The organism is Bacillus sp. AFS001701, from assembly GCF_002559405.1.
Taxonomy (GTDB): domain Bacteria; phylum Bacillota; class Bacilli; order Bacillales; family Bacillaceae_G; genus Gottfriedia.
In genome coordinates this window covers 12,908-37,342 of record NZ_NTZO01000018.1, presented here as the reverse complement: position 1 = coordinate 37,342, position 24,435 = coordinate 12,908, and the positions used below count along the sequence as shown (strand labels likewise).

Annotated in this window: 25 protein-coding genes; 24 read left to right on the top strand and 1 reads right to left on the bottom strand. The window is 34.4% G+C overall.

Annotated features, from left to right (window positions below):
* Nucleotides 1-87 precede the first annotated feature (87 nt).
* The 14 genes from gmk (at nt 88) to spoVM (ending at nt 14,138) form a co-directional block, all read left to right on the top strand.
* Nucleotides 88-705: a guanylate kinase gene (gene gmk, locus CN514_RS01935; RefSeq protein WP_069034530.1), complete on the top strand. Its 618-nt coding sequence runs from the start codon at nt 88-90 to the stop codon at nt 703-705.
* A 3-nt stretch (nt 706-708) separates the two neighbouring features.
* Nucleotides 709-921, top strand: coding sequence for a DNA-directed RNA polymerase subunit omega (rpoZ, locus tag CN514_RS01930; RefSeq protein WP_025568819.1), 213 nt, complete (start codon nt 709-711; stop codon nt 919-921).
* 359 nt (nt 922-1,280) lie between these two features.
* Nucleotides 1,281-2,486: a bifunctional phosphopantothenoylcysteine decarboxylase/phosphopantothenate--cysteine ligase CoaBC gene (coaBC, locus tag CN514_RS01925; RefSeq protein WP_098231128.1), complete on the top strand. Its 1,206-nt coding sequence runs from the start codon at nt 1,281-1,283 to the stop codon at nt 2,484-2,486.
* The gene (gene priA / locus CN514_RS01920; protein ID WP_098231127.1) at nt 2,483-4,882 is read left to right on the top strand and encodes a primosomal protein N'; all 2,400 of its coding nucleotides are present in this window, start codon (nt 2,483-2,485) and stop codon (nt 4,880-4,882) included. The genes coaBC and priA overlap by 4 nt, the downstream gene beginning before the upstream one ends.
* Before the next feature lie 162 nt (nt 4,883-5,044).
* Nucleotides 5,045-5,518 (top strand): peptide deformylase, encoded by a 474-nt coding sequence (gene def / locus CN514_RS01915; protein WP_098231126.1) that lies wholly within the window; start codon nt 5,045-5,047, stop codon nt 5,516-5,518.
* 8 nt (nt 5,519-5,526) lie between these two features.
* Nucleotides 5,527-6,471 carry a methionyl-tRNA formyltransferase gene (fmt, locus tag CN514_RS01910; protein WP_098231125.1) on the top strand — a complete coding sequence of 315 codons (945 nt, stop codon included), beginning with the start codon at nt 5,527-5,529 and terminating at the stop codon, nt 6,469-6,471.
* A 1-nt stretch (nt 6,472) separates the two neighbouring features.
* On the top strand, nt 6,473-7,819 hold the full coding sequence (gene rsmB / locus CN514_RS01905; protein WP_098231124.1) for a 16S rRNA (cytosine(967)-C(5))-methyltransferase RsmB: 1,347 nt from the start codon (nt 6,473-6,475) through the stop codon (nt 7,817-7,819).
* Nucleotides 7,820-7,821: 2 nt separating this feature from the next.
* Entirely contained in the window at nt 7,822-8,913 is a 1,092-nt protein-coding gene (gene rlmN, locus CN514_RS01900; RefSeq protein ID WP_176525759.1) for a dual-specificity RNA methyltransferase RlmN, read from the top strand.
* Nucleotides 8,914-8,917: 4 nt separating this feature from the next.
* Entirely contained in the window at nt 8,918-9,670 is a 753-nt protein-coding gene (locus CN514_RS01895; protein ID WP_098231123.1) for a Stp1/IreP family PP2C-type Ser/Thr phosphatase, read from the top strand.
* A gap of 8 nt (nt 9,671-9,678) precedes the next feature.
* Nucleotides 9,679-11,673 (top strand): Stk1 family PASTA domain-containing Ser/Thr kinase, encoded by a 1,995-nt coding sequence (gene pknB / locus CN514_RS01890; protein ID WP_098231139.1) that lies wholly within the window; start codon nt 9,679-9,681, stop codon nt 11,671-11,673.
* Between the two features lie 20 nt (nt 11,674-11,693).
* On the top strand, nt 11,694-12,575 hold the full coding sequence (gene rsgA / locus CN514_RS01885) for a ribosome small subunit-dependent GTPase A (protein WP_098231122.1): 882 nt from the start codon (nt 11,694-11,696) through the stop codon (nt 12,573-12,575).
* Nucleotides 12,576-12,577: 2 nt separating this feature from the next.
* Nucleotides 12,578-13,222 carry a ribulose-phosphate 3-epimerase gene (rpe, locus tag CN514_RS01880; protein WP_025568808.1) on the top strand — a complete coding sequence of 215 codons (645 nt, stop codon included), beginning with the start codon at nt 12,578-12,580 and terminating at the stop codon, nt 13,220-13,222.
* A 96-nt stretch (nt 13,223-13,318) separates the two neighbouring features.
* The gene (locus CN514_RS01875; RefSeq protein ID WP_176525758.1) at nt 13,319-13,960 is read left to right on the top strand and encodes a thiamine diphosphokinase; all 642 of its coding nucleotides are present in this window, start codon (nt 13,319-13,321) and stop codon (nt 13,958-13,960) included.
* Nucleotides 13,961-14,054: 94 nt separating this feature from the next.
* Nucleotides 14,055-14,138 (top strand): stage V sporulation protein SpoVM, encoded by an 84-nt coding sequence (gene spoVM, locus CN514_RS01870; protein WP_056470930.1) that lies wholly within the window; start codon nt 14,055-14,057, stop codon nt 14,136-14,138.
* Nucleotides 14,139-14,236: 98 nt separating this feature from the next.
* Here spoVM and rpmB read toward each other — a convergent pair whose 3' ends face one another.
* Nucleotides 14,237-14,425 carry a 50S ribosomal protein L28 gene (gene rpmB / locus CN514_RS01865; protein WP_025568947.1) on the bottom strand — a complete coding sequence of 63 codons (189 nt, stop codon included), beginning with the start codon at nt 14,423-14,425 and terminating at the stop codon, nt 14,237-14,239.
* A 347-nt stretch (nt 14,426-14,772) separates the two neighbouring features.
* Between rpmB and CN514_RS01860 the strand changes: the two genes are divergently transcribed.
* The 10 genes from CN514_RS01860 (at nt 14,773) to acpP (ending at nt 24,366) form a co-directional block, all read left to right on the top strand.
* A complete protein-coding gene (locus CN514_RS01860) occupies nt 14,773-15,135 on the top strand; it encodes an Asp23/Gls24 family envelope stress response protein (protein WP_088012978.1) in 363 nt (120 codons plus the stop codon).
* Nucleotides 15,136-15,158: 23 nt separating this feature from the next.
* Complete coding sequence (locus CN514_RS01855) at nt 15,159-16,847, top strand: DAK2 domain-containing protein (RefSeq protein WP_098231120.1); 1,689 nt, start codon at nt 15,159-15,161, stop codon at nt 16,845-16,847.
* Nucleotides 16,848-17,077: 230 nt separating this feature from the next.
* Nucleotides 17,078-17,740, top strand: a complete 663-nt coding sequence (gene sdaAB / locus CN514_RS01850; protein WP_098231119.1) for an L-serine ammonia-lyase, iron-sulfur-dependent subunit beta — start codon at nt 17,078-17,080, stop codon at nt 17,738-17,740.
* Between the two features lie 17 nt (nt 17,741-17,757).
* Complete coding sequence (gene sdaAA / locus CN514_RS01845) at nt 17,758-18,639, top strand: L-serine ammonia-lyase, iron-sulfur-dependent, subunit alpha (protein WP_088012973.1); 882 nt, start codon at nt 17,758-17,760, stop codon at nt 18,637-18,639.
* Entirely contained in the window at nt 18,639-20,687 is a 2,049-nt protein-coding gene (recG, locus tag CN514_RS01840; RefSeq protein WP_098231118.1) for an ATP-dependent DNA helicase RecG, read from the top strand. Before sdaAA ends, recG begins: the two co-directional genes overlap by 1 nt.
* 103 nt (nt 20,688-20,790) lie before the next feature.
* The gene (gene fapR, locus CN514_RS01835; protein WP_097975511.1) at nt 20,791-21,357 is read left to right on the top strand and encodes a transcription factor FapR; all 567 of its coding nucleotides are present in this window, start codon (nt 20,791-20,793) and stop codon (nt 21,355-21,357) included.
* A 12-nt stretch (nt 21,358-21,369) separates the two neighbouring features.
* Entirely contained in the window at nt 21,370-22,365 is a 996-nt protein-coding gene (gene plsX / locus CN514_RS01830; RefSeq protein WP_098231117.1) for a phosphate acyltransferase PlsX, read from the top strand.
* A gap of 13 nt (nt 22,366-22,378) precedes the next feature.
* Entirely contained in the window at nt 22,379-23,329 is a 951-nt protein-coding gene (fabD, locus tag CN514_RS01825; RefSeq protein WP_098231116.1) for an ACP S-malonyltransferase, read from the top strand.
* The gene (fabG, locus tag CN514_RS01820; RefSeq protein WP_098231115.1) at nt 23,323-24,066 is read left to right on the top strand and encodes a 3-oxoacyl-[acyl-carrier-protein] reductase; all 744 of its coding nucleotides are present in this window, start codon (nt 23,323-23,325) and stop codon (nt 24,064-24,066) included. The genes fabD and fabG overlap by 7 nt, the downstream gene beginning before the upstream one ends.
* Nucleotides 24,067-24,132: 66 nt before the next feature.
* Entirely contained in the window at nt 24,133-24,366 is a 234-nt protein-coding gene (acpP, locus tag CN514_RS01815; protein WP_088012963.1) for an acyl carrier protein, read from the top strand.
* The last annotated feature ends 69 nt before the right edge of the window (nt 24,367-24,435 follow it).

The window sequence follows — 24,435 nt, the reverse complement described above, 5'->3', positions numbered from 1 at the left end:
ATTAATTGACTCTAAACACACAAGAAGTGACAATAGATTGACCTTTAATAAATTAAACTGTCTAGAATTAGAAGGGTAGGGTCATAAATGAGGCATGAAAGAGGCTTATTAATCGTACTTTCTGGTCCATCAGGAGTAGGTAAGGGTACGGTGCGTAAAGCTATTTTTGATAATAAGGACTTAGATCTGCAATATAGTATTTCGATGACGACAAGAAATCCTCGTGAAGGTGAAGTACATGGAGTAGATTATTTCTTTACATCAAAAGAAGATTTCAAACAGAAAATAAATGAAGATAAGTTTCTTGAGTGGGCAGAGTTTGTAGGTAATTACTATGGTACGCCAATTGACTATGTTGAAAAAACTTTAAGCGAAGGAAAAGACATTTTCCTGGAAATTGAAGTTCAAGGTGCCTTACAAGTAAAAAAAGCCTTTCCAGAAGGAATTTTTATTTTCTTAGCCCCTCCGAGTATGAGAGAATTACAAAATAGAATTGTAACAAGAGGTACAGAAACTGAAGATGTGATTATGAATCGTATGAATGCAGCAAAAGAAGAAATTGAAATGATGGATGCTTACGATTATGTAGTTGAAAATGATCAAGTTGATTTAGCTTGTGACCGTATTAAAGCAATTATTTTAAGTGAACATTTAAAACGTGAACGAGTTGCAAATTATTATAAAAGAATGATGGAGGCCGAATAAACTATGTTATATCCTTCGATTGACCGTTTATTAACAAAATTAGACTCAAAATATACGCTAGTAACAGTTGCTTCAAAGCGTGCTCGCGAAATGCAAGTAAATAAAGATACTCGTGTTGAAAAACCAGTATCTGATAAATTTGTAGGAAAAGCATTAGAAGAAATTAATGCTGGTTTATTATCTTATAGAAAACTTGAAGAAGTTAAAGAAGATTAATATTTAACTGTGTGATGAGGCTGTCCCAAAACATTTGCTAATTTTCCATATGACTAAAAAGGACAACGTGGTGTTTAACACCTCTCCTAAAAGTTTCGTGGTGATTAGAAATGGGGGCAGTCTTATTTTTGTGATAAAATGGCCGAGTAGTTTAATCGACGAAAAGTCCTGACTTTAGAAAATAGGATAAGTACAACTAAGCTTATGACTTTGACGATCAGCTCATTGGCGAGCTTTTTTTTGAAAAGCCTATAACATTTATTTCAATCATATTTGTGGTATCTTAGACATAGAACGTCCAAAAGACCTAGTTTTTGACATATTACATAAAAGAATAAAATTTGAAAGGGTGAAGGTGAGTGGAACAAAAAAAGATTCTCCTATGTGTTACAGGTGGAATTGCAGTCTATAAAGCAGCAGCACTTACAAGTAAACTAGTACAAGCAGGATATGACGTTAAAGTAATGATGAGTTTATCCGCAACAAAATTTGTGACACCTTTAACGTTTCAAGCTTTATCAAGAAATGATGTTTATATAGATACTTTTGATGAAAAAGATAGTTCAAAAATTGCACATATCGATTTAGGTGATTGGCCTGACTTAATCATTGTTGCTCCAGCAACTGCTAATACAATTGGAAAATTAGCAAATGGTCTTGGAGATGAAATGATTCAGGCGACATTACTGGCTGCAACAAAACCAGTTTGGATCGCACCAGCTATGAATGTAAATATGTATAACCATCCAATTGTTCAAAAGAATATGAATACATTGAAAGAGATTGGTCATCGATTTATTGAGCCAAATGAAGGATATTTAGCATGTGGCTATGTTGGAAAAGGTAGATTAGCAGAGCCGGAAGAAATCGTTCAATTCGTGAATGAACATTTCCAAAGAGAAGTTGGTTTATTAAAAGGTAAAAAAATTATTATTTCTGCTGGCCCAACAGTTGAAAAAATTGATCCGGTCCGATTTGTTTCAAATCATTCAACGGGCAAGATGGGCTATAGTATTGCAGAAGTTGCAGTTTCTTTAGGAGCAGAGGTGATTCTCGTTTCTGGACCAACTAATTTAACTCCACCTGAAGGGTGTAAATTTATTCAAACCGAATCTGCTGAGGAAATGTTTGAAGCGATTTGGTCTTATTATAATGAAGCGGATGTTGTCATAAAAACAGCAGCAGTTGCTGATTATACACCCTCAATTACTTATGATCAAAAAGTGAAAAAAGCTGATGGTGATCTTTCAATTGCTTTTAAACGTACGAAAGATATTCTTCTAACTTTAGGTCAACATAAAACACATCAAATTTTAATAGGGTTTGCTGCAGAAACTGATCAAGTAGATGAGTATGCAAAAAGTAAACTTTTAAAGAAAAATGCTGATATGATTGTTGCTAATGATGTAACAAAAGCAGGGGCAGGTTTTGGATCTGATACGAATATTGTCACCATTTTTAACCGTAATGGTGAAGTTAAGCCACTTCCTAAAATGAGTAAAAAAGAAGTAGCAAGAGAAATACTACTTGAAGTTCATCACTTATTAAATGAGGTAGAAAGATGACATACGCATCAGTTTTAGTTGATGTATCAGTCAGACAAACAGACCGTCCTTTTGATTATAAAGTACCAGCTAGATGGCAGGATGCTATACAACCTGGAATGCGAGTAATTGTTCCATTTGGGCCAAGGAAAGTTCAAGGATTCGTATTGTCTATTAAAGAAACAACGAATGTAGAGAAGGTTAAAGAAATTGAAGAAGTTCTTGATGTCATGCCAGTTTTAACAGAAGAACTTCTTCTTTTAGGTTCCTATCTATCTCAAAAAACACTTTGTTTTTTCATTTCTGCATATCAAGCAATGCTTCCGACTGCTATTAAAGCTGTATATAAAAAACATGTTCAAGTAACATCTGAAGAAGCTTTAGATCAATTAGTTCCTGAATTAGCAAATCTATTTTCGATCGTAAAAAGAAGAGAATGGACTGAAATAGAAAGTCTAGTTAGTAAAATTTCATTAGTTCAACGAGCAATTAAAGAAGGATTGCTTGAAATTGAATATGAAGTGAAAAATAAAGCAAATAAAAAAACAGAACGTGTAGTGTCACTATTAAAGGTATTAGACGAAGAATTACCTATCATCAAATCTCCACAACAAAAAGACATTATTGAATACTTACGTATGAATGGTCAAACAAGTGTCAAGGAGTTAAAAGAATGTCTTGGTATTACTGATTCACCTATAAAGACATTAGAGAAAAACGAGGTAATTTCAATTAAAACAGTTGAAGTTTATCGTGATCCGTATGTAGGTAGGGAAATTGAACGTTCTAAGCCTTTACCATTAATAGAAGAACAACAGATTGCATTTGAGCAAATCGTTTCTTCATTTCATGAAAGAAAGAATAAGATACATCTTTTACATGGAGTAACAGGTAGTGGAAAGACTGAAGTTTATTTGCAAGCCATTCAAGAAGTCCTGTCTGTTGGGAAAGAAGCAATCGTATTAGTACCAGAAATTTCACTTACCCCACAGATTGTTGGTCGTTTTAAAAGTAGATTTGGAAATGATGTTGCAGTTCTACATAGCGGTCTATCTATTGGTGAGAAATATGATGAATGGAGAAAGATTCAGAGAAAAGAAGTTAAGGTAGTAGTGGGTGCCCGCTCAGCAATTTTTGCACCATTTGAGAACATTGGCATGATCATCATTGATGAAGAACATGAGACAACATATAAACAAGATGAACATCCAAGATATCATGCAAGAGATATTGCAATTTGGAGAGGAGAATATCATCATTGTCCGATCGTTTTAGGAAGTGCGACTCCTACACTAGAATCATTTGCTAGAGCTGGTAAAGGTGTTTATGAGCTAAATACAATGTCTAAAAGGGTTAATCAAGGCCCATTACCTGAAGTGGAAATAGTCGATATGAGAGAGCAGTTAAGAATCGGTAATCGTACGATGTTTTCTACAGCTTTACATGAAAAAATAATGGATCGATTAGAGAAGAAGGAACAAATCATCTTATTTTTAAACCGTCGAGGCTATTCTTCGTTTGTAATGTGTAGGGATTGTGGTTACACAATTCAGTGCCCCCATTGCGAGGTTTCCTTAACTTATCATAAACATAACCATCATCTAAAATGTCATTATTGTGGATATGAAACCTATATGCCAAAACAATGCCCATCTTGCCAAAGTGAACATATTCGATTTTTTGGGACTGGAACGCAAAAGGTAGAGGAAGCTATAACAAAAACATACCCAGAAGCACGAGTCATTAGAATGGATAATGATACGACTAGTCGTAAAGGTGCCCACGAAAAAATGCTTAAGCAATTTGGTAACGGTGAGGCTGATATATTACTAGGTACACAGATGATTGCAAAAGGACTTGATTTTCCAAATGTTACATTGGTTGGTGTTTTAGCAGCAGATAGTTCACTTCATTTACCTGATTTCAGAGCAAGTGAGCGAACATTTAGCTTATTGACACAAGTAAGCGGAAGAGCTGGTCGTCATGAAAAACCTGGTGAAGTAGTTATACAAACATATTCACCAGAGCATTATAGTATTGAATTAGCTAAAACACAGGACTATGTAGCGTTTTATGAAGAAGAAATGAAAATAAGACGCTCATTTCGATATCCACCTTTTTATTATTTAGTATTAATATCAATAGCACATAATGATTTAATAAAAACAGTAAAAGTAAGCGAACAAATCGCAGGCTATTTAAGAGAGTACTTATCAGAAGGATCAATCGTACTCGGACCAGTAGCATCACCAATCGCAAAAATAAAAGACCATTTTCGTTATCAATGTGTGATAAAATACAAATCTGAACCTGCACTCTATGACGTCCTAAACCGAATCCAACAATACTACCAAGACGAAACAGACAAAGGCAAACTACAATTAACAATCGACTTTCAACCTACTATGTTTATGTAACGAAAAGTGGAGGCGACTGCTCAGACCCGACACCTCGAGGGGCTAACGCCTGGAACTAGACAGAACGAAAAGTGGAGGCGACTGGTTAGACTAAGGCAAGCATAAGAGAAGGTCGTTTTTAGAAAATAATTTTAACCTACAATCAAGATAGGAGTTGTGAAATTGGCTTTATTAAAAATAGTAGAATATCCAAATGAAGTTCTTGAAACACCTTGTGAAAAAGTGACGACATTTGATAAAAATTTAGTAAAACTTTTAAATAATATGTATGAAACAATGCTAGCAGCAGATGGTGTTGGTTTAGCAGCTCCACAAGTTGGAATGCTGCAACAAGTAGCTGTTGTTGATGTTGAAGATGAGAATGGAAGAATTGATTTAATTAATCCAATCGTAATGGAAACAAAAGGTGAGCAAACTGATGTTGAAGGTTGTTTAAGTTTCCCTAACTTGTATGGTGATGTAACAAGACCTAGCTATGCAAAAATCAAGGCACAAAATAAACGTGGAAAATATTTTATTATAGAAGCTCGTGGATTTTTAGCTCGTGCACTTTTACATGAAATTGATCATTTAAATGGAGTTTTATTCACTTCTAAAGTCTCGAAATACTATGAAGAAAGTGAATTAGAAGGGTAGGCAAGAAAATGACAAAGATTGTTTTTATGGGGACGCCAGATTTTTCTGTTCCTGTTTTAAGAAGGTTAATCGAAGAAGGATATGATGTAGTCGGTGTAGTAACTCAGCCAGATCGCCCTGTTGGTCGAAAAAGAGTGCTTACTCCACCTCCTGTTAAAGTAGAGGCTTTAAAACATAATATCCCAGTTTTACAACCTGAAAAAATTAGACTTCCAGAAGAAACAGAAAAAGTATTAGCATTGAAGCCAGATTTAATTGTAACTGCAGCTTTTGGACAAATTCTCCCTACAGATATTCTTGAAGCTCCTAAATTTGGTTGTATAAATGTACATGCTTCATTGTTACCTGAATTAAGAGGTGGGGCTCCAATTCACTATTCGATCATACAAGGCAAGAGTGAAACTGGTGTTACAATTATGTATATGGTTGAAAAGTTAGATGCAGGTGATATGTTAGCGAAAGTTGTTGTTCCAATTGAAGAAAAAGATCATGTTGGAACGCTTCACGATAAATTAAGTATTGCTGGTGCGAATTTACTTTCAGAAACAATCCCACCATTATTAAAAGGTGAAATGACTGCAGTGAAGCAAGATGAAAGTAAAGTTAGCTTTGCAAAAAATATTAAGCGTGAGGAAGAACAAATAAATTGGTCAAAAACTGGTGAAGAGATTTATAATCACGTAAGAGGTTTACACCCTTGGCCAGTAGCTTATACTACATTAAACGGAGAAGTTTTAAAAGTTTGGTGGGGTGAAAAAGTAAAGACGAATCAAAATTCTACACCAGGTGAAATAATTGATGTTTTAAACGATGGCATAGTAGTAGCAACAGGTAATCATACGGCTATTAAAATTACTGATTTACAGCCTGCTGGTAAAAAGCGAATGGAAGCAAAGCAATATATAAATGGTGCAGGTTCTTTTATTGAACGTGGAATGAAGTTAGGAGAATAACATGAGTAAAAATGTACGAGAGATTGCCTTGGAGGCTCTTCTTTCAGTTTATAAAAATCAATCGTATAGTAATTTGTTAGTAAATAACTATATTCAAAAGAATGATTTATCTTCGGCTGATTCGGGACTATTAACAGAAATAATCTATGGAACAATCCAAAGGGATCAGTTATTAGATTTTTATTTAGAACCATTCATTAAAAATCAGAAGAAATTAGAAGAATGGGTTTATATTTTAATAAAACTTTCATTATATCAATTGCATTTTTTAGATCGTATACCTCCTCACGCAGTTTTAAATGAGGCTGTTAATATTGCTAAAAAGCGAGGACATAAAGGAATTGCTTCTTTAGTAAATGGGGTTTTAAGAAATATTCAAAGAAATGGTTTACGATCAATCGATGAAATAAAGGACCCAATCGAAAAGCTTTCAATTGAAACGAATCATCCAAAATGGTTAATTGAACAATGGGTAAAAGAATTCGGAGAAAAAGAAACGAGAAAAATTTGTGAAGAGAACATACTTCCACCGTTTCAAACTGCAAGAGTCAATACAATGAAAGCAACTAGAGAAGAAGTTCTTAAAATGCTTGAAGATGAAGGGGTACAGGTTAAGGAAGGAAAACTGTCTCCATTTGCAATAGAAATCCAAAAAGGAAATGTTGCTCATACGAATGCATTTAAAGAAGGTTTCCTTTCAATTCAAGATGAAAGCTCGATGTTAGTTGCACAAGCACTTGGAGTTGAAAAGGGTGAAGATATATTGGACACATGTGCAGCACCCGGAGGGAAATCAACACATATTGCCGAGTTGTTAGGCGGTACTGGGTCAGTCACTTCATTGGATTTACACAAGCATAAAGTAAAGTTAATAAAAGAACAAGCTAATCGTTTAGGGTTAGATAATATAGAAACGAAAGCTCTAGATGCAAGAAAAGCACCTGAAGAGTTTGAAGGAAGATTATTTGACAAAGTATTAGTAGATGCTCCGTGTTCTGGTTTAGGGGTTATTCGTCGTAAACCAGATATTTTATTAAAAAAGAGTCCTACTGATGTAACGAATTTACAAAGAGTTCAGAAATCTATTTTAGACGAAGCTTCAAAGTTGGTTAAGCCAGGTGGAACATTAGTATATAGTACTTGTACAGTTGGACATGAAGAAAATATTGATGTGGTCGAAGCATTTTTAGATGAGCATCACGATTATGAATTAGATCATTCATTAATTGAACATGTTCCGGAAAAATTAAATGAAAATAAATCGGTTCAAAAAGGGTATGTACAGCTACTACCACATTATTTTGGAACGGATGGATTTTTTATTGCAAGATTAAGGAAGAAGGTGTAACGTTGAAATTAGAAAATACTACAAATTCAGTCAAAATAGAAAAAACGCATAAACCCTCAATTTACTCGTTAAAAGTGAGTGATATAGAGGATTGGTTAAAGGCGCAAAGGCAGCAGGCTTTCCGTGCAAAGCAAATTTATAATTGGCTATACGTACAACGAGTTGAAAGCTTTGAAGAAATGCAAAATATTCCAAAAGAGCTACGTATGTTACTTGAAGAGAATTTTACAATAACGACATTAAAAACATTAGTTAAACAAACCTCTTCAGATGGTACTATGAAATTTTTATTTGAATTACATGATGGATATTCGATTGAAACTGTTTTAATGAGACATAATTATGGCAATTCTGTATGTGTAACGACACAAGTAGGTTGTCGAATTGGATGTACTTTTTGTGCATCGACTCTTGGCGGTTTAAAACGAAATCTTGAAGCAGGTGAAATCGTTGCACAAGTATTAGAAGTACAACGTGCTATTGATGAAGTCGAAGAAAGAGTTAGCTCAATTGTAGTTATGGGTATAGGCGAACCATTTGATAACTATAATGGTTTAATGGATTTCTTAAGAATTGTTAATTCTGATAAAGGTCTTAACATTGGTGCAAGACATATTACAGTATCAACAAGTGGAATCATTCCAAAAATCTATAACTTTGCTGATGAAGGACTTCAAATTAATTTCGCGATTTCATTACATGCTCCTAACAGTGAGTTACGTTCTAAATTAATGCCAATTAATCGTGCATACAAATTACCGGATTTAATGGACGCTGTTCGTTACTATGTTGAAAAAACAGGTAGACGTGTTACGTTTGAATATGGTTTATTTGGTGGTGAAAATGACCAAGTTGAGCATGCTGAAGAACTTTCTAAGTTACTTAAAGGAGTTAAATGTCATGTTAATTTAATTCCAGTTAACTATGTACCTGAAAGAGATTACGTAAGAACACCTAAGGAACAAATTTTTGCATTTGAAAAAGTACTTAAAAATAATGGAGTTAATGTTACAATTCGTCGTGAACAAGGTCATGATATAGATGCAGCTTGTGGACAGTTGCGTGCAAAGGAGCGTAAAGAGGAGACGAGGTGAAACAATGCAAACTTTTTTTCAAACTGATACGGGGAAAGTTCGAGAGCATAATGAAGATAGTGTAGGGATATTTACGAACGATTCAGGAATCGTATTAGCTGTAGTTGCTGACGGTATGGGTGGCCATTTAGCGGGTGAAGTTGCAAGTATGATGGCGATCAATTTCCTTGAAGCAGAGTGGAAAAATACTAGTAATTTTGAAACACCGGTAGAAGCCGAATCATGGCTTGAAACTATTGTAGCGCAATTAAATACAAACTTATTAGTTCATTCAGAGCAAAATGAAGAGTGCAAGGGTATGGGGACAACCCTTGAAGCAATTATTTGTACTCCTTTATTTTTTACGATTGCACATATAGGTGATAGTAGAAGTTATTTGAGAAATGATGAAGGGTTTAAGCAAATAACAGAAGATCATACTTTTGTCGCTGAACTTGTTAAATTTGGGCAAATTTCAATGGAGGATGCAGAAATTCATCCTCGTAAAAATGTTATAACGCGAGCACTTGGTACTGAGGAAACAGTTGATGTTGATATTAAAACTTTAACTTGGGAAGAAGATGATTTAATCATTTTATGTTCAGATGGTTTATCGAATAAAATATCAAATGAACTTTTCAATGAAAAATTAAATGAAAATCTCCCAATCGATCTTCTCGGTAACCAGTTGATTTCAATCGCAAATGATCTTGGTGGAGAAGATAACATCACGCTTGCCATTATTAAGTTTGAGCCTAGAAATATAGAGAAAGGGTGATGATGAGCGTGATGATTGGTAGACGCCTAAACGACCGATATAAGATTTTAAAATTAATTGGTGTTGGCGGTATGGCAAACGTTTATTTAGCCCGTGATATGATATTAGATCGAGATGTAGCTGTAAAAATGTTAAAAGCTGATTTTTCAAATGACCCTGACTTCTTAAGAAGATTTCAACGTGAAGCATATTCAGTTACTTCGCTATCTCATCCAAATATCGTAAGCTCATATGACGTTGGGGAAGAAGATGGATTACAGTATATCGTCATGGAATACGTTGAAGGTGAGACTTTAAAGGAGTATATTCAGCATCATACACCTATAAAGCCAAAAGAAGTATTGAGGATTATGGAGCAATTAGCTTCAGCATTAGCTCATGCGCATCATTTTCAAATCGTTCATAGAGATGTAAAACCGCAAAATGTTTTAATCAATAAAGAAGGAAATGTAAAAATTACAGATTTTGGAATTGCAACAGCTTCGACAGCTGCAACAATTACACAAACAAATTCAGTACTTGGTTCTGTTCACTACCTTTCACCTGAACAAGCAAGAGGTGGCGTTGCAAATAAAAAGTCAGATATTTATTCTTTAGGAATTGTCATGTTTGAGCTTTTAACTGGAAAACTACCATTTTCGGGTGAGAGTGCAGTTGCAATCGCATTAAAACATTTACAAAGCGAAGTTCCACCACCAACAAAATTTAATCCAGAAATACCCCAAAGCGTTGAAAATATCGTTTTAAAAGCTACTGCAAAAGATATCTTTTATCGATATGATACAGCAGATGAGATGAAGCTAGATTTACAAACTGCTTTGGATAGTGATCGTTTGAATGAAAAACCTTTTGTGATCCCTACAAATGATGATGAAACGAAGGTAATTCCGATCATAAAGGATATTCCTGTATCAACTAATGATGATACTGTTGTCGTACCATCAAAGAAAAAATCAAATAAAGAAAAAGAACCAATCAAAAAAGAAGTTGTCAAAAAAGAAGCTGTCAAAAATGAACCTGATAAATTAAAACGGAAGAAGAAAAATTCTTTTGCAAAGTTTATTATTGGTACATTTATTGCACTTTTAATTGGTGGTTTATTAGCGATAACATTGATTCCTGCATTATTTTTACCTGAAGACGTAGAAATTCCAGATGTTAAGGATATGACATACGAAAGTGCGGTTACGTTGCTTGCATCAAAAGGGTTAAAGATAAGCGATCCTAAAGAAATTTTTGATGATGAAGTTGATGAAGGGAAAGTTGTTAAAACTTCTCCTAATATTGGGGAAACTGTTAAAGAAAATTCATCGATAACGATCTATAAATCAAAAGGTAAAAAAAGTAACGAGATGGAAGACTTAAAAGGTTTCAAATACAACACGATAAAATCTCGATTACAAGACGATTATCGCTCTGTTACAACGCATTTTATCGAAAGTGATGAATCAGAAGGTGAAATAATCGACCAATCTCCGAACGTTGGGGCTGAAGTCGTTCCATCAGAAACGGATTTAAACGTATGGATTAGTAAAGGGGCATCTACCATCACTCTTCGTGACCTAAAAGGATGGTCTAGAAAAGATGTTGAAACCTATGCAGGTGACAATAACCTAAAGCTTAACGTAACGAAGGAAGATTCTGGAACAGTTGCTGAAAATCATGTTATTTCACAATCTCCATCTGCTAACGTTGCAGTAAAAGAAGGGGATACATTAAATGTCGTTATTTCTTCTGGAAAACAAAAAGAAAAGACGAAAAAAGTAACAATCAATCTACAAGTACCATATACCCCAACAAATCCTAGTTCACCTCAGCTAATTGAGGTATATATTAGGGATAAAAATAATAATGGTGAAAAACCTGCAATTTCAAAATCGATCACCGAAACAACTACTATACCAGTAGAAGTGACAATTGATCCTGGACAAACTGCTTCCTATAAAATTGTTAAAGATGGTCAAGTTATTGCAGAAAGAGATGTACCTTATCCATCGAATTAAAGAGCTGTAGGAGTGAGTATATGCCAGAAGGCAAAATCGTAAAAGCATTGAGTGGATTCTATTATGTCGAAACAGATGAGACAGTAGTTGCTTGTCGTGGTAGAGGTAATTTTCGTAATAAGAAAATAACACCTTTAGTTGGAGATGAGGTAGAATATCATATCGAAAAAAGTGGAGAAGGTTATCTACTTGAAATTAAGGAGCGAAAGAATGAACTTGTTCGACCTCCAATTGCAAATGTTGATCAAGCAATTTTAGTTTTTTCAGCAGTAGAGCCCGATTTTTCTCCAATATTATTAGATCGATTCCTTGTTCTAATTGAGTTTAATGAAATTAAACCTTTAATTGTCATTACAAAGATTGATTTGTGTTCAGAGGCACAATTAAAACTAGTGTACGAATACGTTTCTTATTATCGCCAAATTGGATATGAAGTATGTTTAACTTCTTCAAAAACTGAGGAAGGATTAGAAAAAGTACTTCCGCATATGTCAAATAAAATATCTGTATTTGCAGGACAATCCGGCGTTGGTAAGTCAACTTTATTAAATGCAATTAATCCAGACCTAGATTTAAAAACAGGTATTATTTCCTCTCATTTAGGACGAGGAAAACATACAACTAGACATGTTGAATTAATAAAAATTGGACAGGGACTAGTTGCAGATACTCCTGGTTTTAGTTCATTGGAATTTATGGGAATCGAATCTGAAGATTTATCGTATTGTTTTGTAGAAATGCGAGAAAAAAGTCAAGAATGCAAATTTAGAGGTTGTACCCACTTAAAAGAACCAAAATGTGCTGTAAAAGCTGCGGTTGAAAGTGGGGAAATTTCTCCTAAACGATATGATCATTATGTATCATTCATAGAAGAAATAAGAGATAGAAAGCCGAGGTATTAATCATGGTTAAAATTGCACCATCAATCCTTTCAGCGAATTTTGCTAAACTTGGAGAAGAAATTTTAGATGTAGAACGTGGAGGAGCAGATTATATTCACGTCGATGTAATGGATGGTCATTTTGTACCAAATATTACAATTGGACCACTAATTGTAGAAGCAATTAGACCAGTGACGAAGCTTCCACTAGATGTACATTTAATGATTGAAAAACCTGATCAATACATAGAACAATTTGTAAAAGCTGGAGCGGACATTATTACGGTTCATGTTGAGGCTTGTACACATTTACACCGCACGATCCAAACAATTAAATCATTTGGTATTAAAGCAGGTGTAGTTCTTAATCCAGCGACTCCAGTTTCAACAATTGAACAGATTATTGATGATGTCGACATGGTCCTTTTAATGACAGTAAATCCAGGCTTTGGAGGACAGAAATTTATTCAATCAGTTGTTCCTAAAATTAAACAAGTTGCTAATTTGATTAAAGAACGCAATTTATCAGTTGAAATCGAAATAGACGGTGGCGTTGACGAGCATACGGCTAAAATTTGTATAGAAGCAGGTGCTACCGTATTAGTAGCAGGTTCAGCAGTTTATAATAAGGAAGACAGAAAAGAAGCTATAGCGAAAATTAGAGGATAATGTAATCATCTAAAATTGCATTGCATGGAAAATCTAATTATGAAACAAAAAATGCAATCGACATTCGATTGCATTTTTTTAAAGGTGGAAAAAAAGTTGATTATACATATTGTAGGTGCAGGACCGAAATCGAATACAATTACTGAAATTACTCAAAAAGACGAAAACCAGTTACTGATTGGCGTAGATAATGGAGCTCATTACTTAATTGAAGAAGGATTAATTCCAGAGGCAATATTCGGTGATTTTGATTCATTAAGCGATGAAAATTTAGAAAAGATTAAAAGGCTTGTCCCAAATGTTTTTATTTACCCTCCTGAAAAAGATGAAACAGATTTAGAACTTGCTATCCAATGGGCAATTAAACAAAAACCAGAAAAGATTTTTATCCATTGTGTAACCGGAAAACGTTTAGATCATGAGTTTGGCAGTATTACATTATTAATAAAATTTATGAATTCTGGTGTTCCTATAAAGATCGTTGATCAATATAACGAAATATATGTGATTCTGGAAGGTACCCATTTCATTCGTAAACTGCAGCATTTTAAATACGTATCCTTTTTCTCATTAGGTGCTAAAGTAGAAAATTTAACGTTAAAGGGCTTTAAATACCCACTAACTAATCATTTATTGGAGATTGGATCATCACTATGTGTAAGCAATGAACTGCTAGAGAGTGAAGGGTCTATTTCATTTAGCGAAGGCATAGCATTAGTAGTAAGGAGCAAAGATTAACAATTTCATGTCATAGTTTTCGCTCATCGCAAGTAGAATGTAATAGGATTAATCTTTTCCTTAAAAATGCTAGAAAGCTTGTAGGAGGGAAAGCATGAGATTTTATACGATTAAATTACCTAAATTTCTTGGCGGACTTGTTCGTGCCATGCTGAGTACATTTAAAAAAGACGCTTAGCTTTAGTTGGAGTAGGGTTTTTTGGTTAGAGGCAACAGGTATCATAAAAAAAGTAAAAAAGCATAGCGAATCGCTATGCTTTTTAGTACGTTAATCAATTAAACGCGCTCAATTTTACCTGATTTTAATGCTCTCGCTGAAACGTAAACACGCTTTGGTTTACCGTTTACTAAAATACGAACTTTTTGAAGGTTAGCACCCCAAGTACGTTTTGAAGCATTCATAGCGTGAGAGCGACTGTTACCAGAACGAGACTTTCTTCCTGTGATTACACAAACACGAGCCATCTATTTCCCTCCTAACAAAAAACGGAATAACATTTCAATGATTATTTTCATTCAAACACTACTATAATTTATCATACCGCTCTGCTTAATGCAACAGTTATTGGCAAGTTGTTCAAGAAAAAAACCTTGACATCGAAATGTATGATATACTTAATATTAAAGAGGGACCTTAGACTTACCTTAAAAGAAATTCATTAAAAATTGTATTTGCTATAATTAACCATGAATATTATTGAAATGCTAATAATAGTAGTGAGTCAATAGAATTATTTTGGAAAAAGGTATACAATAATAAGTAAGTAGTATAACTAACTATACTTGGATTATCCAATAAGGGGGACCAAATTATGTCATTAGAAATGAAAACTCAATATGGAACAATCGAGATTGGTACAGATGTGATCGCTACAATTGCTGGTGGAGCTGCCATTGATTGTTACGGTATTGTTGGAATGGCTTCTAAGAAACAAATTAAGGATGGTCTTACAGAAATCCTAAAAAAAGATAACTTTACAAAAGGTGTTATTGTTCGCCAAGTAGGTGAGGACGTTAATATCGATATGTACATAATTGTAAGCTATGGTACGAAGATTTCTGAAGTTGCTAATAACGTACAAAATAAAGTGAAGTATACTCTTGATCAAACATTAGGCTTGTCGGTTGACTCTGTTAATATTTTTGTTCAAGGTGTGAAAGTAGCTAACCTGTAAAGACGCATTAAGGAGGAGAATTTGTGTCGATAAAACGTATTGACGGTAAATTATTTGCAGATATGGTGATTCAAGGTGCAAATAACTTAACGAAAAATGTAAAATTTGTAGATTCATTAAATGTATTCCCAGTACCAGATGGTGATACAGGAACAAATATGAATCTTTCTATTACTTCTGGATCAAAGGAAGTAAAAGAAAAACCAAATAGTCATGTAGGGAAAGTTGGTCAAAGCTTTGCAAAGGGCTTATTGATGGGGGCGCGTGGAAATTCTGGTGTAATTCTTTCTCAATTATTTAGAGGTTTTTCTAAATCAATTGAAACAAAGGATACAATTTCAACAATTGATTTTGCTTTAGCATTAGAAGCAGGGGTAGAAACTGCTTATAAAGCTGTTATGAAGCCTATTGAAGGAACAATCTTAACAGTTGCAAGAGAAACAGCAAAAAAAGCAGTTGTCATAGCAAAAACACATGAAGAATTTATTCCTTTTCTTGAGGAAACAATTATTGAAGCAAATGCATCTTTAAACCGTACCCCAGACTTACTGCCTGTGTTAAAACAAGTAGGTGTAGTCGATAGCGGAGGTCAAGGTTTAGTACTGGTCTATGAAGGATTCTTAGCATCATTAAAAGGTGAAGAAATTTCCCTAGAAGGTGCTGAAGCGACTCTTTCACTTGAGGAACTTGTTGAAGCAGAACATCGAAATGTACAAAGTATGTTAAATACTGAAGACATAGTTTATGGATACTGTACTGAATTTATGGTGCGATTTGAAAAAGATAAATTAAATAAACATCCTTTTGACATAGACACTTTCCGTAAAGAGCTAAGTGCATGGGGTGATTCTTTATTAGTAGTTGCTGATGATGAAATTGTAAAAGTTCATATTCACGCTGAGTACCCCGGGGAAGTATTTAATTTAGGTCAACGATTTGGAAGCTTTTTAAAACTAAAAGCTGAAAATATGCGCGAACAACATACTAACTTACTACATGAAGAGGTTTCAAATGAATCTCCTTCTAAAAATGAGTCTACACAATCTACTGAAAAACAAGAATTTGGTATCGTTACGGTAGCTATGGGATCAGGAATTAAGGCATTATTTGAAAGTATTGGGGCCACTGTTGTTATTGAAGGCGGTCAAACAATGAATCCTAGTACAGAAGACATCGTAAAAGCGATTGAACAATGCAACGCAGAAAATGTTATTGTACTTCCTAACAACGGAAACATCGTGATGGCTGCCGAGCAAGCTGCATCTGTTGCAGAATGTAATGTAGCAGTTGTTACGTCTAAAACAGTACCTCAAGGTATGTCAGCTTTATTATCATTTAATCCTACAGCATCATTAGATGAAAATAAATCAGGAATGCAAGATGCATTAAAGACAGTTAAAACAGGGCAAATAACTTATGCGGTTCGAGATACTGAAATTGATGGTGTAGAAATAACAAAAGATCATTTCATGGGAATCCTTGAAAGTAAAATTGTTACAACAGATGCAAATCAATTAGATGCTGCAAAAAAATTATTACAAAATATGATTGATGAAGATTCTGAAATATTAACAATCTTATATGGTCAAGAAGTTTCAGATGAAGAAATTTCAAAATTAGTTGAATTTGCCGAAGAGAGCTTTGATCACTTAGAAGTTGAAGTTCATAACGGAAATCAGCCTTTATATTCATATATTTTTTCGATTGAATAAGATAAAATATAGTAAGATAAAAGAGGAAGTGTGATCCACTTCTTCTTTTTTTTTTGTAATTTATTTAAAGACTAATGTAAAATAACGTAGAACTCTGTAGAATTTCGTATTACACTATAAGGTGGACATTGTTTTGTCCATAATACCAACTTTTTATATAAATGATTTGTTCTAACAAAACAAAAACTAAATAAAATACGCTTTTACAATAACGTATTGGGGGAAACGTGATGAAATATAAAAGTGTTTTTGACATAATTGGTCCAATTATGATTGGTCCATCTAGTTCACATACAGCGGGAGCGGCTAAAATTGGTCGTGTAGCAAGAAATCTTTATGGAAAAGAACCAAAAAAGATTTTGATTTCATTATATGGTTCATTTGCTAAAACATATCGTGGACATGGTACAGATGTTGCGCTTATCGGTGGATTATTGGATTTTGATACATTTGATGAGCGTATTCCAGAATCATTAAATATTGCACAAGAAAAAGGCATGTCAATTGATTTCATTGAAGAAGATGCAGTAACGGAGCATCCAAATACAGTGAAAATTTCTATTCTAGATGATGACCAACCATTTGAATTAGTGGGAATTTCAATCGGTGGTGGGAAAATTGAAATTATTGAATTAAATGGATTTGAACTCAAACTTTCGGGTAATTACCCTGCAATCCTTGTTGTTCATAATGACCGTTTTGGTTCAATTGCTGGTGTAACAAATGTCCTAATGAAATATGCTGTAAATATTGGCCATATGGAAGTATCGCGTAAAGAAGTCGGACAAATTGCATTGATGGCAATTGAGGTCGACCAAGATCTAGATGAAAAAATTATTAAAGAAATTGAATCTTTACCACATATCATTCGCGTTACGAAAATGGTTGATTAAGGAGAGGGGGAACTTAAATGTTTAAAAATGTTGCTGAATTAGTTGAGTTAGCTGAATCAAAAAATGTTAAAATTTCAGAAATAATGATTCAACAAGAGATGTTGTTTACAGGAAGAAGCCGTGAAGAGATTATCGGTAAAATGGAGCAAAATCTTGTTGTTATGGAAAAGGCAGTTGAAAGAGGTCTTGCAGGTGTTCACTCGCCAACTGGTTTAACAGGAGGAGACGCTGTATTACTTCAAAATTACATTGCAAAAGGTAATTCGCTTTCAGGTCATTTACTTTTAGATGCTGTTAGTAAAGCGGTTGCGACAAATGAAGTTAATGCTGCAATGGGTACGATTTGTGCAACTCCTACAGCTGGTTCAGCTGGGGTAGTTCCTGGAACTCTTTTTGCTGTAAAAGAGAAATTAAATCCTACTCGAATGCAAATGATTGAATTCCTATTTGCATCAGGTGCTTTCGGTTTTGTTGTAGCTAATAATGCGTCAATTTCAGGTGCTGCAGGTGGCTGTCAAGCGGAAGTAGGCTCTGCAAGTGGTATGGCAGCAGCTGCGATCGTTGAAATGGCTGGTGGTACTCCGAGTCAAAGTGCTGAAGCATTTGCTATTACATTAAAAAATATGCTTGGTTTAGTATGTGACCCGGTTGCAGGTTTAGTAGAAGTACCATGTGTTAAGCGAAATGCAATGGGTGCTGCTAACGCAATGGTAGCAGCAGATATGGCATTAGCAGGTATTACAAGTCGAATTCCATGTGACGAAGTAATTGATGCTATGTATCGAATTGGACAAACAATGCCATCTGCGCTAAGAGAAACTGCAGAAGGAGGACTAGCGGCTACGCCAACAGGACGTGAATTGGAAGCAAAAATATTTGGTGTTTCGCTAAAAAAATAGTGAGTATTGAACTTGAACAAAAAGTATCTGTATTAAGTGGTGTCGGCGAGGAAACCGAAACACTATTAAATGATATGGGTATTTTTACTATAAATGACTTAATCGAATATTTACCGTATCGATATGAGGATTTTCGAAATAAGGATTTATCAGAAGTGAAGCATGAAGAGCGCGTGACTGTCGAGGGGATTGTTCATAGCGCTCCTCTTCTTCAATATTTTGGCAAAAATAAATCACGATTAACATTTCGACTTTTAGTTGATCGATACTTAATTACTGTTATTTGTTTTAATCGACCGTATTTTAAAACAAAGTTAAATTTAAATGAGCATGTAACTGTTTCTGGCAAGTGGGATCAACATAAACAAACCATTTCCTTATCAGACCTTGTATTTGGTTCTCGTACGAATAGTCAAGAAATTGAGCCTGTCTATTCAATTAAGGGGAAAATGTCTGTAAAAACAATGCGTAAATTTGTTGAGCAGTCTTTTAAAAAATATGGACATTTAATAAATGACTTAGTGCCAAACGAACTAATTCAAAAATATAAACTTTTAAATCGTTCAGAAACATTGAGATTACTTCATCACCCAATTGATGCGAATAGTTTAAAACAAGCTAGAAGAAGCTTTGTTTATGAAGAGTTTTTTCTTTTTCAACTAAAAATGCAAGCACTTCGAAAAATTCAGCGTAATCAATCAAAAGGTATCCCTAAAACATTAAACATTGAAAAAATTCAACAATTAATCCAATCCTTACCATTTCCTCTGACATCAGCTCAGAATAGAGTTGTACAAGAAATATTCACAGATTTAGAAAGTCCTTATCGAATGAATCGCTTATTACAAGGTGATGTTGGATCGGGAAAAACCGTTGTCGCTACAATTGCATTATATGCATGTACACTTAATGGTTATCAAGGGGCATTAATGGTCCCTACAGAAATATTAGCTGAGCAACATTTTGAATCATTAGCAAAAATGTTACAACATACTGAAGTTAATGTTGAACTTCTTACAAGTTCTGTAAAAGGTAAAAAGCGTCGTGAAATACTAGAACGACTAAAAAACGGTGAGGTACATATTTTAGTCGGTACCCATGCTTTAATTCAAGATGAGGTTCAATTTAATAAATTAGGCATTGTAATAACAGATGAACAACATCGATTTGGTGTTGGTCAACGAAGAGTTTTAAGAGAAAAAGGTTATTTCCCAGATGTTTTATTTATGACAGCAACTCCAATCCCAAGAACTTTAGCAATAACAGCTTTTGGTGAAATGGATGTATCGATCATTGATGAATATCCGGCTGGTCGTAAAAAAATAGAAACGTATTGGGTAAAACAAGAAATGTTTGATCGCGTTTTAGATTTTATTGGTAAAGAAATCAAAAATGGACGACAAGCATATCTTATCTGTCCACTGATCGAGGAGTCAGAGAAATTAGACCTTCAGAATGCATTAGATTTACATAGTGTTCTAACTTTTCATTATCAAAATATGGCGAAGGTTGGATTGATGCATGGAAAGCTTTCTTCATCAGAGAAGGATGACGTGATGAAGGCATTCGCTGCTAATGATGTTCAAATATTAGTATCAACTACAGTTGTTGAAGTAGGTGTAAATGTACCGAATGCAACTGTGATGGTTATTTATGATGCAGATCGCTTTGGACTTTCACAATTACATCAGCTAAGAGGTCGAGTTGGACGAGGTTCAGAACAATCGTATTGTATTTTAGTTGGCGATCCAAAAAGTGAAGTAGGAAAAGAAAGATTAACAATCATGACAGAAACAAACGATGGTTTTGAGTTAAGTGAAAAGGATTTAGAACTTAGAGGACCAGGAGATTTCTTTGGAAAACAACAAAGTGGTGTGCCTGAATTTAAAATGGCTGATATGGTACATGACTATCGTGCATTAGAAGTTGCGCGAAATGATGCAACATTACTTGTTAATTCAGATGTATTTTGGAAAGCTAATGAATATCAAGGATTAAGAATGTACTTAGACAGAACGGGAATATTTAATTCAGAAAAATTAGATTAGTACTAGGTATTAAAAGTTTGTCAAAAAACTATTGTAATACGTGTATTTTTAATATAAACTGTATTTAATACCTGGTCACAAATTAGTAGTTGAGGTATGTAATATGAGAAGAAATAAAAAAGATCGTCATGAATTGTTAAAAAAAATTATAAAAGAAAATCCGTTTATTACAGATGAAGATTTAGCTAATCAATTATCTGTGAGCATACAAACTATTCGTCTTGATCGTCTTGAATTATCAATTCCTGAATTAAGGGAGCGCATCAAAAATGTTGCCACTCAGCAATTAGAAGATGTAAAATCACTACCAGTAGATGAAATAATCGGTGAAGTTATTGATATTCATTTAAACGAAAGTGCCATTTCTATATTTGACGTTAAGGAAGAGCATACTTTTAGTAGAAATGGAATTGCCCGAGGTCATCACTTATTTGCCCAGGCTAATTCTTTAGCAGTTGCAGTTATTCATGATGATTTAGCTCTTACAGCTAAATCCAATTTTGTTTTTATTAAACCAGTAAAAACAAATGATCGAGTAATTGCGAAGGCAAAGGTTTTACCGCAAAAAGGAGATCCGAGGCGTACTACAGTTGATATCAATGGCTATGTTGAAAAAGAACATGTATTCCATGGCTTGTTCGAAATGTACCACCGAAGTATTGAAGAATAGGAAGTGAACAAGATGAAATTAGCTATCGATGCAATGGGTGGAGATCATGCCCCAAAAACCATCGTAGAAGGTGCGATGCTTGCAGTTGAAAAATTGAATGATATACATATTACTTTAATTGGTGATGAATCAAAAATTAAACCATTCTTAACGAATGATAAAAATATAACGATTATCCATACAGATGAAGTAATTGAAGGAACGGAAGAGCCAGTTAGAGCAGTTAGAAGAAAGAAGAATGCTTCTATGGTCTTAATGGCAAACCAAGTAAAAGAAGGTAATGCTGATGCATGTATTTCTGCCGGAAATACTGGCGCATTAATGACAGCGGGACTATTAGTTGTTGGTCGAATGGAAGGTGTAGAACGACCTGCACTTTCACCTACGATGCCTACTTTAGATGGAAAGGGCTTTGTTTTCCTCGATGTAGGTGCTAATGTTGATGCAAAGGCAAACCATTTACTTCAATATGCAATAATGGGATCTGTATATGCCGAAAAAGTTAGAGGTATACATAATCCGACTGTAGGATTACTAAATGTCGGTACGGAAGATAAAAAAGGTAATGAACTTGCTAAACAAACTTTCCAGTTACTAAAAGAAAGTAATTTGAATTTTATAGGAAATGTAGAAGCTAGAGACTTAATGAACTCAGTAGCAGATGTAGTAGTTACAGACGGGTATACTGGAAATGTAGCTTTAAAAGCGATTGAAGGTACTGCACTTGCAATGTTTTCATTAATTAAAGATGCGATGCTTACTAATTTTACATCAAAGCTTGCAGCAGCTGTATTAAAACCAAACTTAAAAGGTGTTAAAAAGAAAATGGATTACTCTGAGTATGGTGGAGCAGCGTTATTTGGCTTAAAATCACCTGTTATTAAGGCTCATGGAAGTTCTGATGCTATGGGGATTTTTAGTGCAATTAAGCAAACACAAACGATGGTTGAACATAATGTTGTAAAACTAGTAAGTGATCACATGGAGAAAATCGAATCAAATGCATAAGGGGGTCACTCCAATGGGTAAAGTGGCGTTTATTTTTCCTGGACAAGGATCACAAAAAGTTGGAATGGGTAAAGATGTAGCTGAGAGCTATAATGAATGTGGATCAATTTTTGAAACTGCTAACGAACAAATTGGTTTTAGTCTTTCTGAGATTATTTTCAATGGAACGGACGAAGAGTTAACTGCTACATATCATGCACAGCCAGCAATCTTAACAACTTCAATTGCTATGCTTGAGAAGATTAAATCAGCTGGAATTAAACCAGACTTTGTCGCTGGTCATAGTTTAGGTGAGTTTACAGCACTTGTAGCAGCAAATAGCATTTCGTTTGAAGACGGTGTTAGATTAGTACATAAACGCGGTCAATTAATGGAGCAAGCTGTACCAGTAGGACAAGGTGCTATGGCAGCAGTATTATTTTTAGCTCCAGAAAAAATTGAAGAAGTTATTTCTGAAGTGAATAAAAATGGTCATTCTGTAGGTATTGCAAATTATAATTCTCCTACACAAGTAGTTATTACTGGTGATGCAGAAGGCGTACAAATTGCTTCTGGTTTACTAAAAGAAGCTGGAGCTAAACGTGTATTACCTTTAAAAGTAAGTGGTCCATTCCACTCATCTTTAATGAAACCTGCAAGCGAAGAATTCCAAAACGAGCTAGGTAAAATAAATGTAAATGATTGTGTAACGCCATTAATTTCAAATGTTACTGCTAATGTTGTGACAGATGCAAATGAAATTAAAGAATTATTAGTTAATCAATTATATTCTCCGGTAAAATGGAACCAATCTATTCAAGAATTAGTTGACCTTGGTGTTGATACATTCGTTGAAATTGGTCCTGGAAAAGTTTTAACAGGATTAGTAAAAGCAATCTCTCCATCATCAAAATTAGTAAATGTTTATGATGTTGAAACATTAAACCAATTTTTAAATGAATGGGAGGAAATTAAATCATGCTAAATGGTAAAGTTGCATTAGTTACAGGTGGGTCTCGAGGTATCGGACGAGCAATCGCATTATCTTTAGCAAAAAATGGTGCGAATGTAGTTGTTAATTATTCTGGGAATGAAGCGGCTGCTCTTAAAGTTGTAGAAGAAATTACAGCTCTTGGAGTTAAAGCGATTGCATTTAAAGCAAATGTATCAAACGGTGAAGAAGTTGCTGCACTAGTAAAAAATACTGTTGATGAATTTGGTAGTATTGATATACTAGTAAACAATGCAGGTATTACAAGAGATGGTCTTTTATTACGTATGAAAGATGCTGATTGGGATGATGTAATTGATACAAATTTAAAAGGTGTATTCAATTGTATCAAAGCAGCAGCGAAGTTTATGACTCGTCAACGTAATGGCCGCATCATTAATATTAGTTCAGTTGTTGGACAAATTGGTAATCCAGGACAAATGAACTATGTAGCTGCAAAAGCTGGCGTATTAGGATTAACAAAAACAGCAGCAAAGGAATTAGCTTCTAGAAATATTACAGTTAATGCCATTGCACCTGGATTTATTGAAACTGATATGACAAATGAATTAAATGAGCAAATCAGAACACAAATGTTATCGAATATTCCATTGCAATCTTTTGGTCAACCAGAAGATATTGCAAATGCAGTAGTATTCTTAGCAATGGATGCAAGTAGATACATTACTGGACAAACAATCAATGTTGATGGTGGACTTGTAATGAATTAGTTTGGCGTTTGCCAAATTTTTATGTATAATGCATAAGTAGACAACTTTGGGGGGAGGTGAATAATAATGCAAGATGTATTAGAGCGCGTATCAAAGATTATTGTTGACCGTTTAGGTGTAGAAGAATCTGAGATCCAAGTTACAAGCCGTTTCAAAGAAGATTTAGACGCAGACTCATTAGACGTAGTTGAATTAGTAATGCAATTAGAAGATGAGTTTGAATTAGAAATTTCTGACGAAGATGCTGAAAAAATCGTCACAGTTGGTGATGTTGTGAACTACATAGAGAGCAACATGTAATGAGAAAAGTCCCGTATTTTATACGGGACTTCTCATCATTTTCTTGACTAGTAGGTTTAGCAGCATATC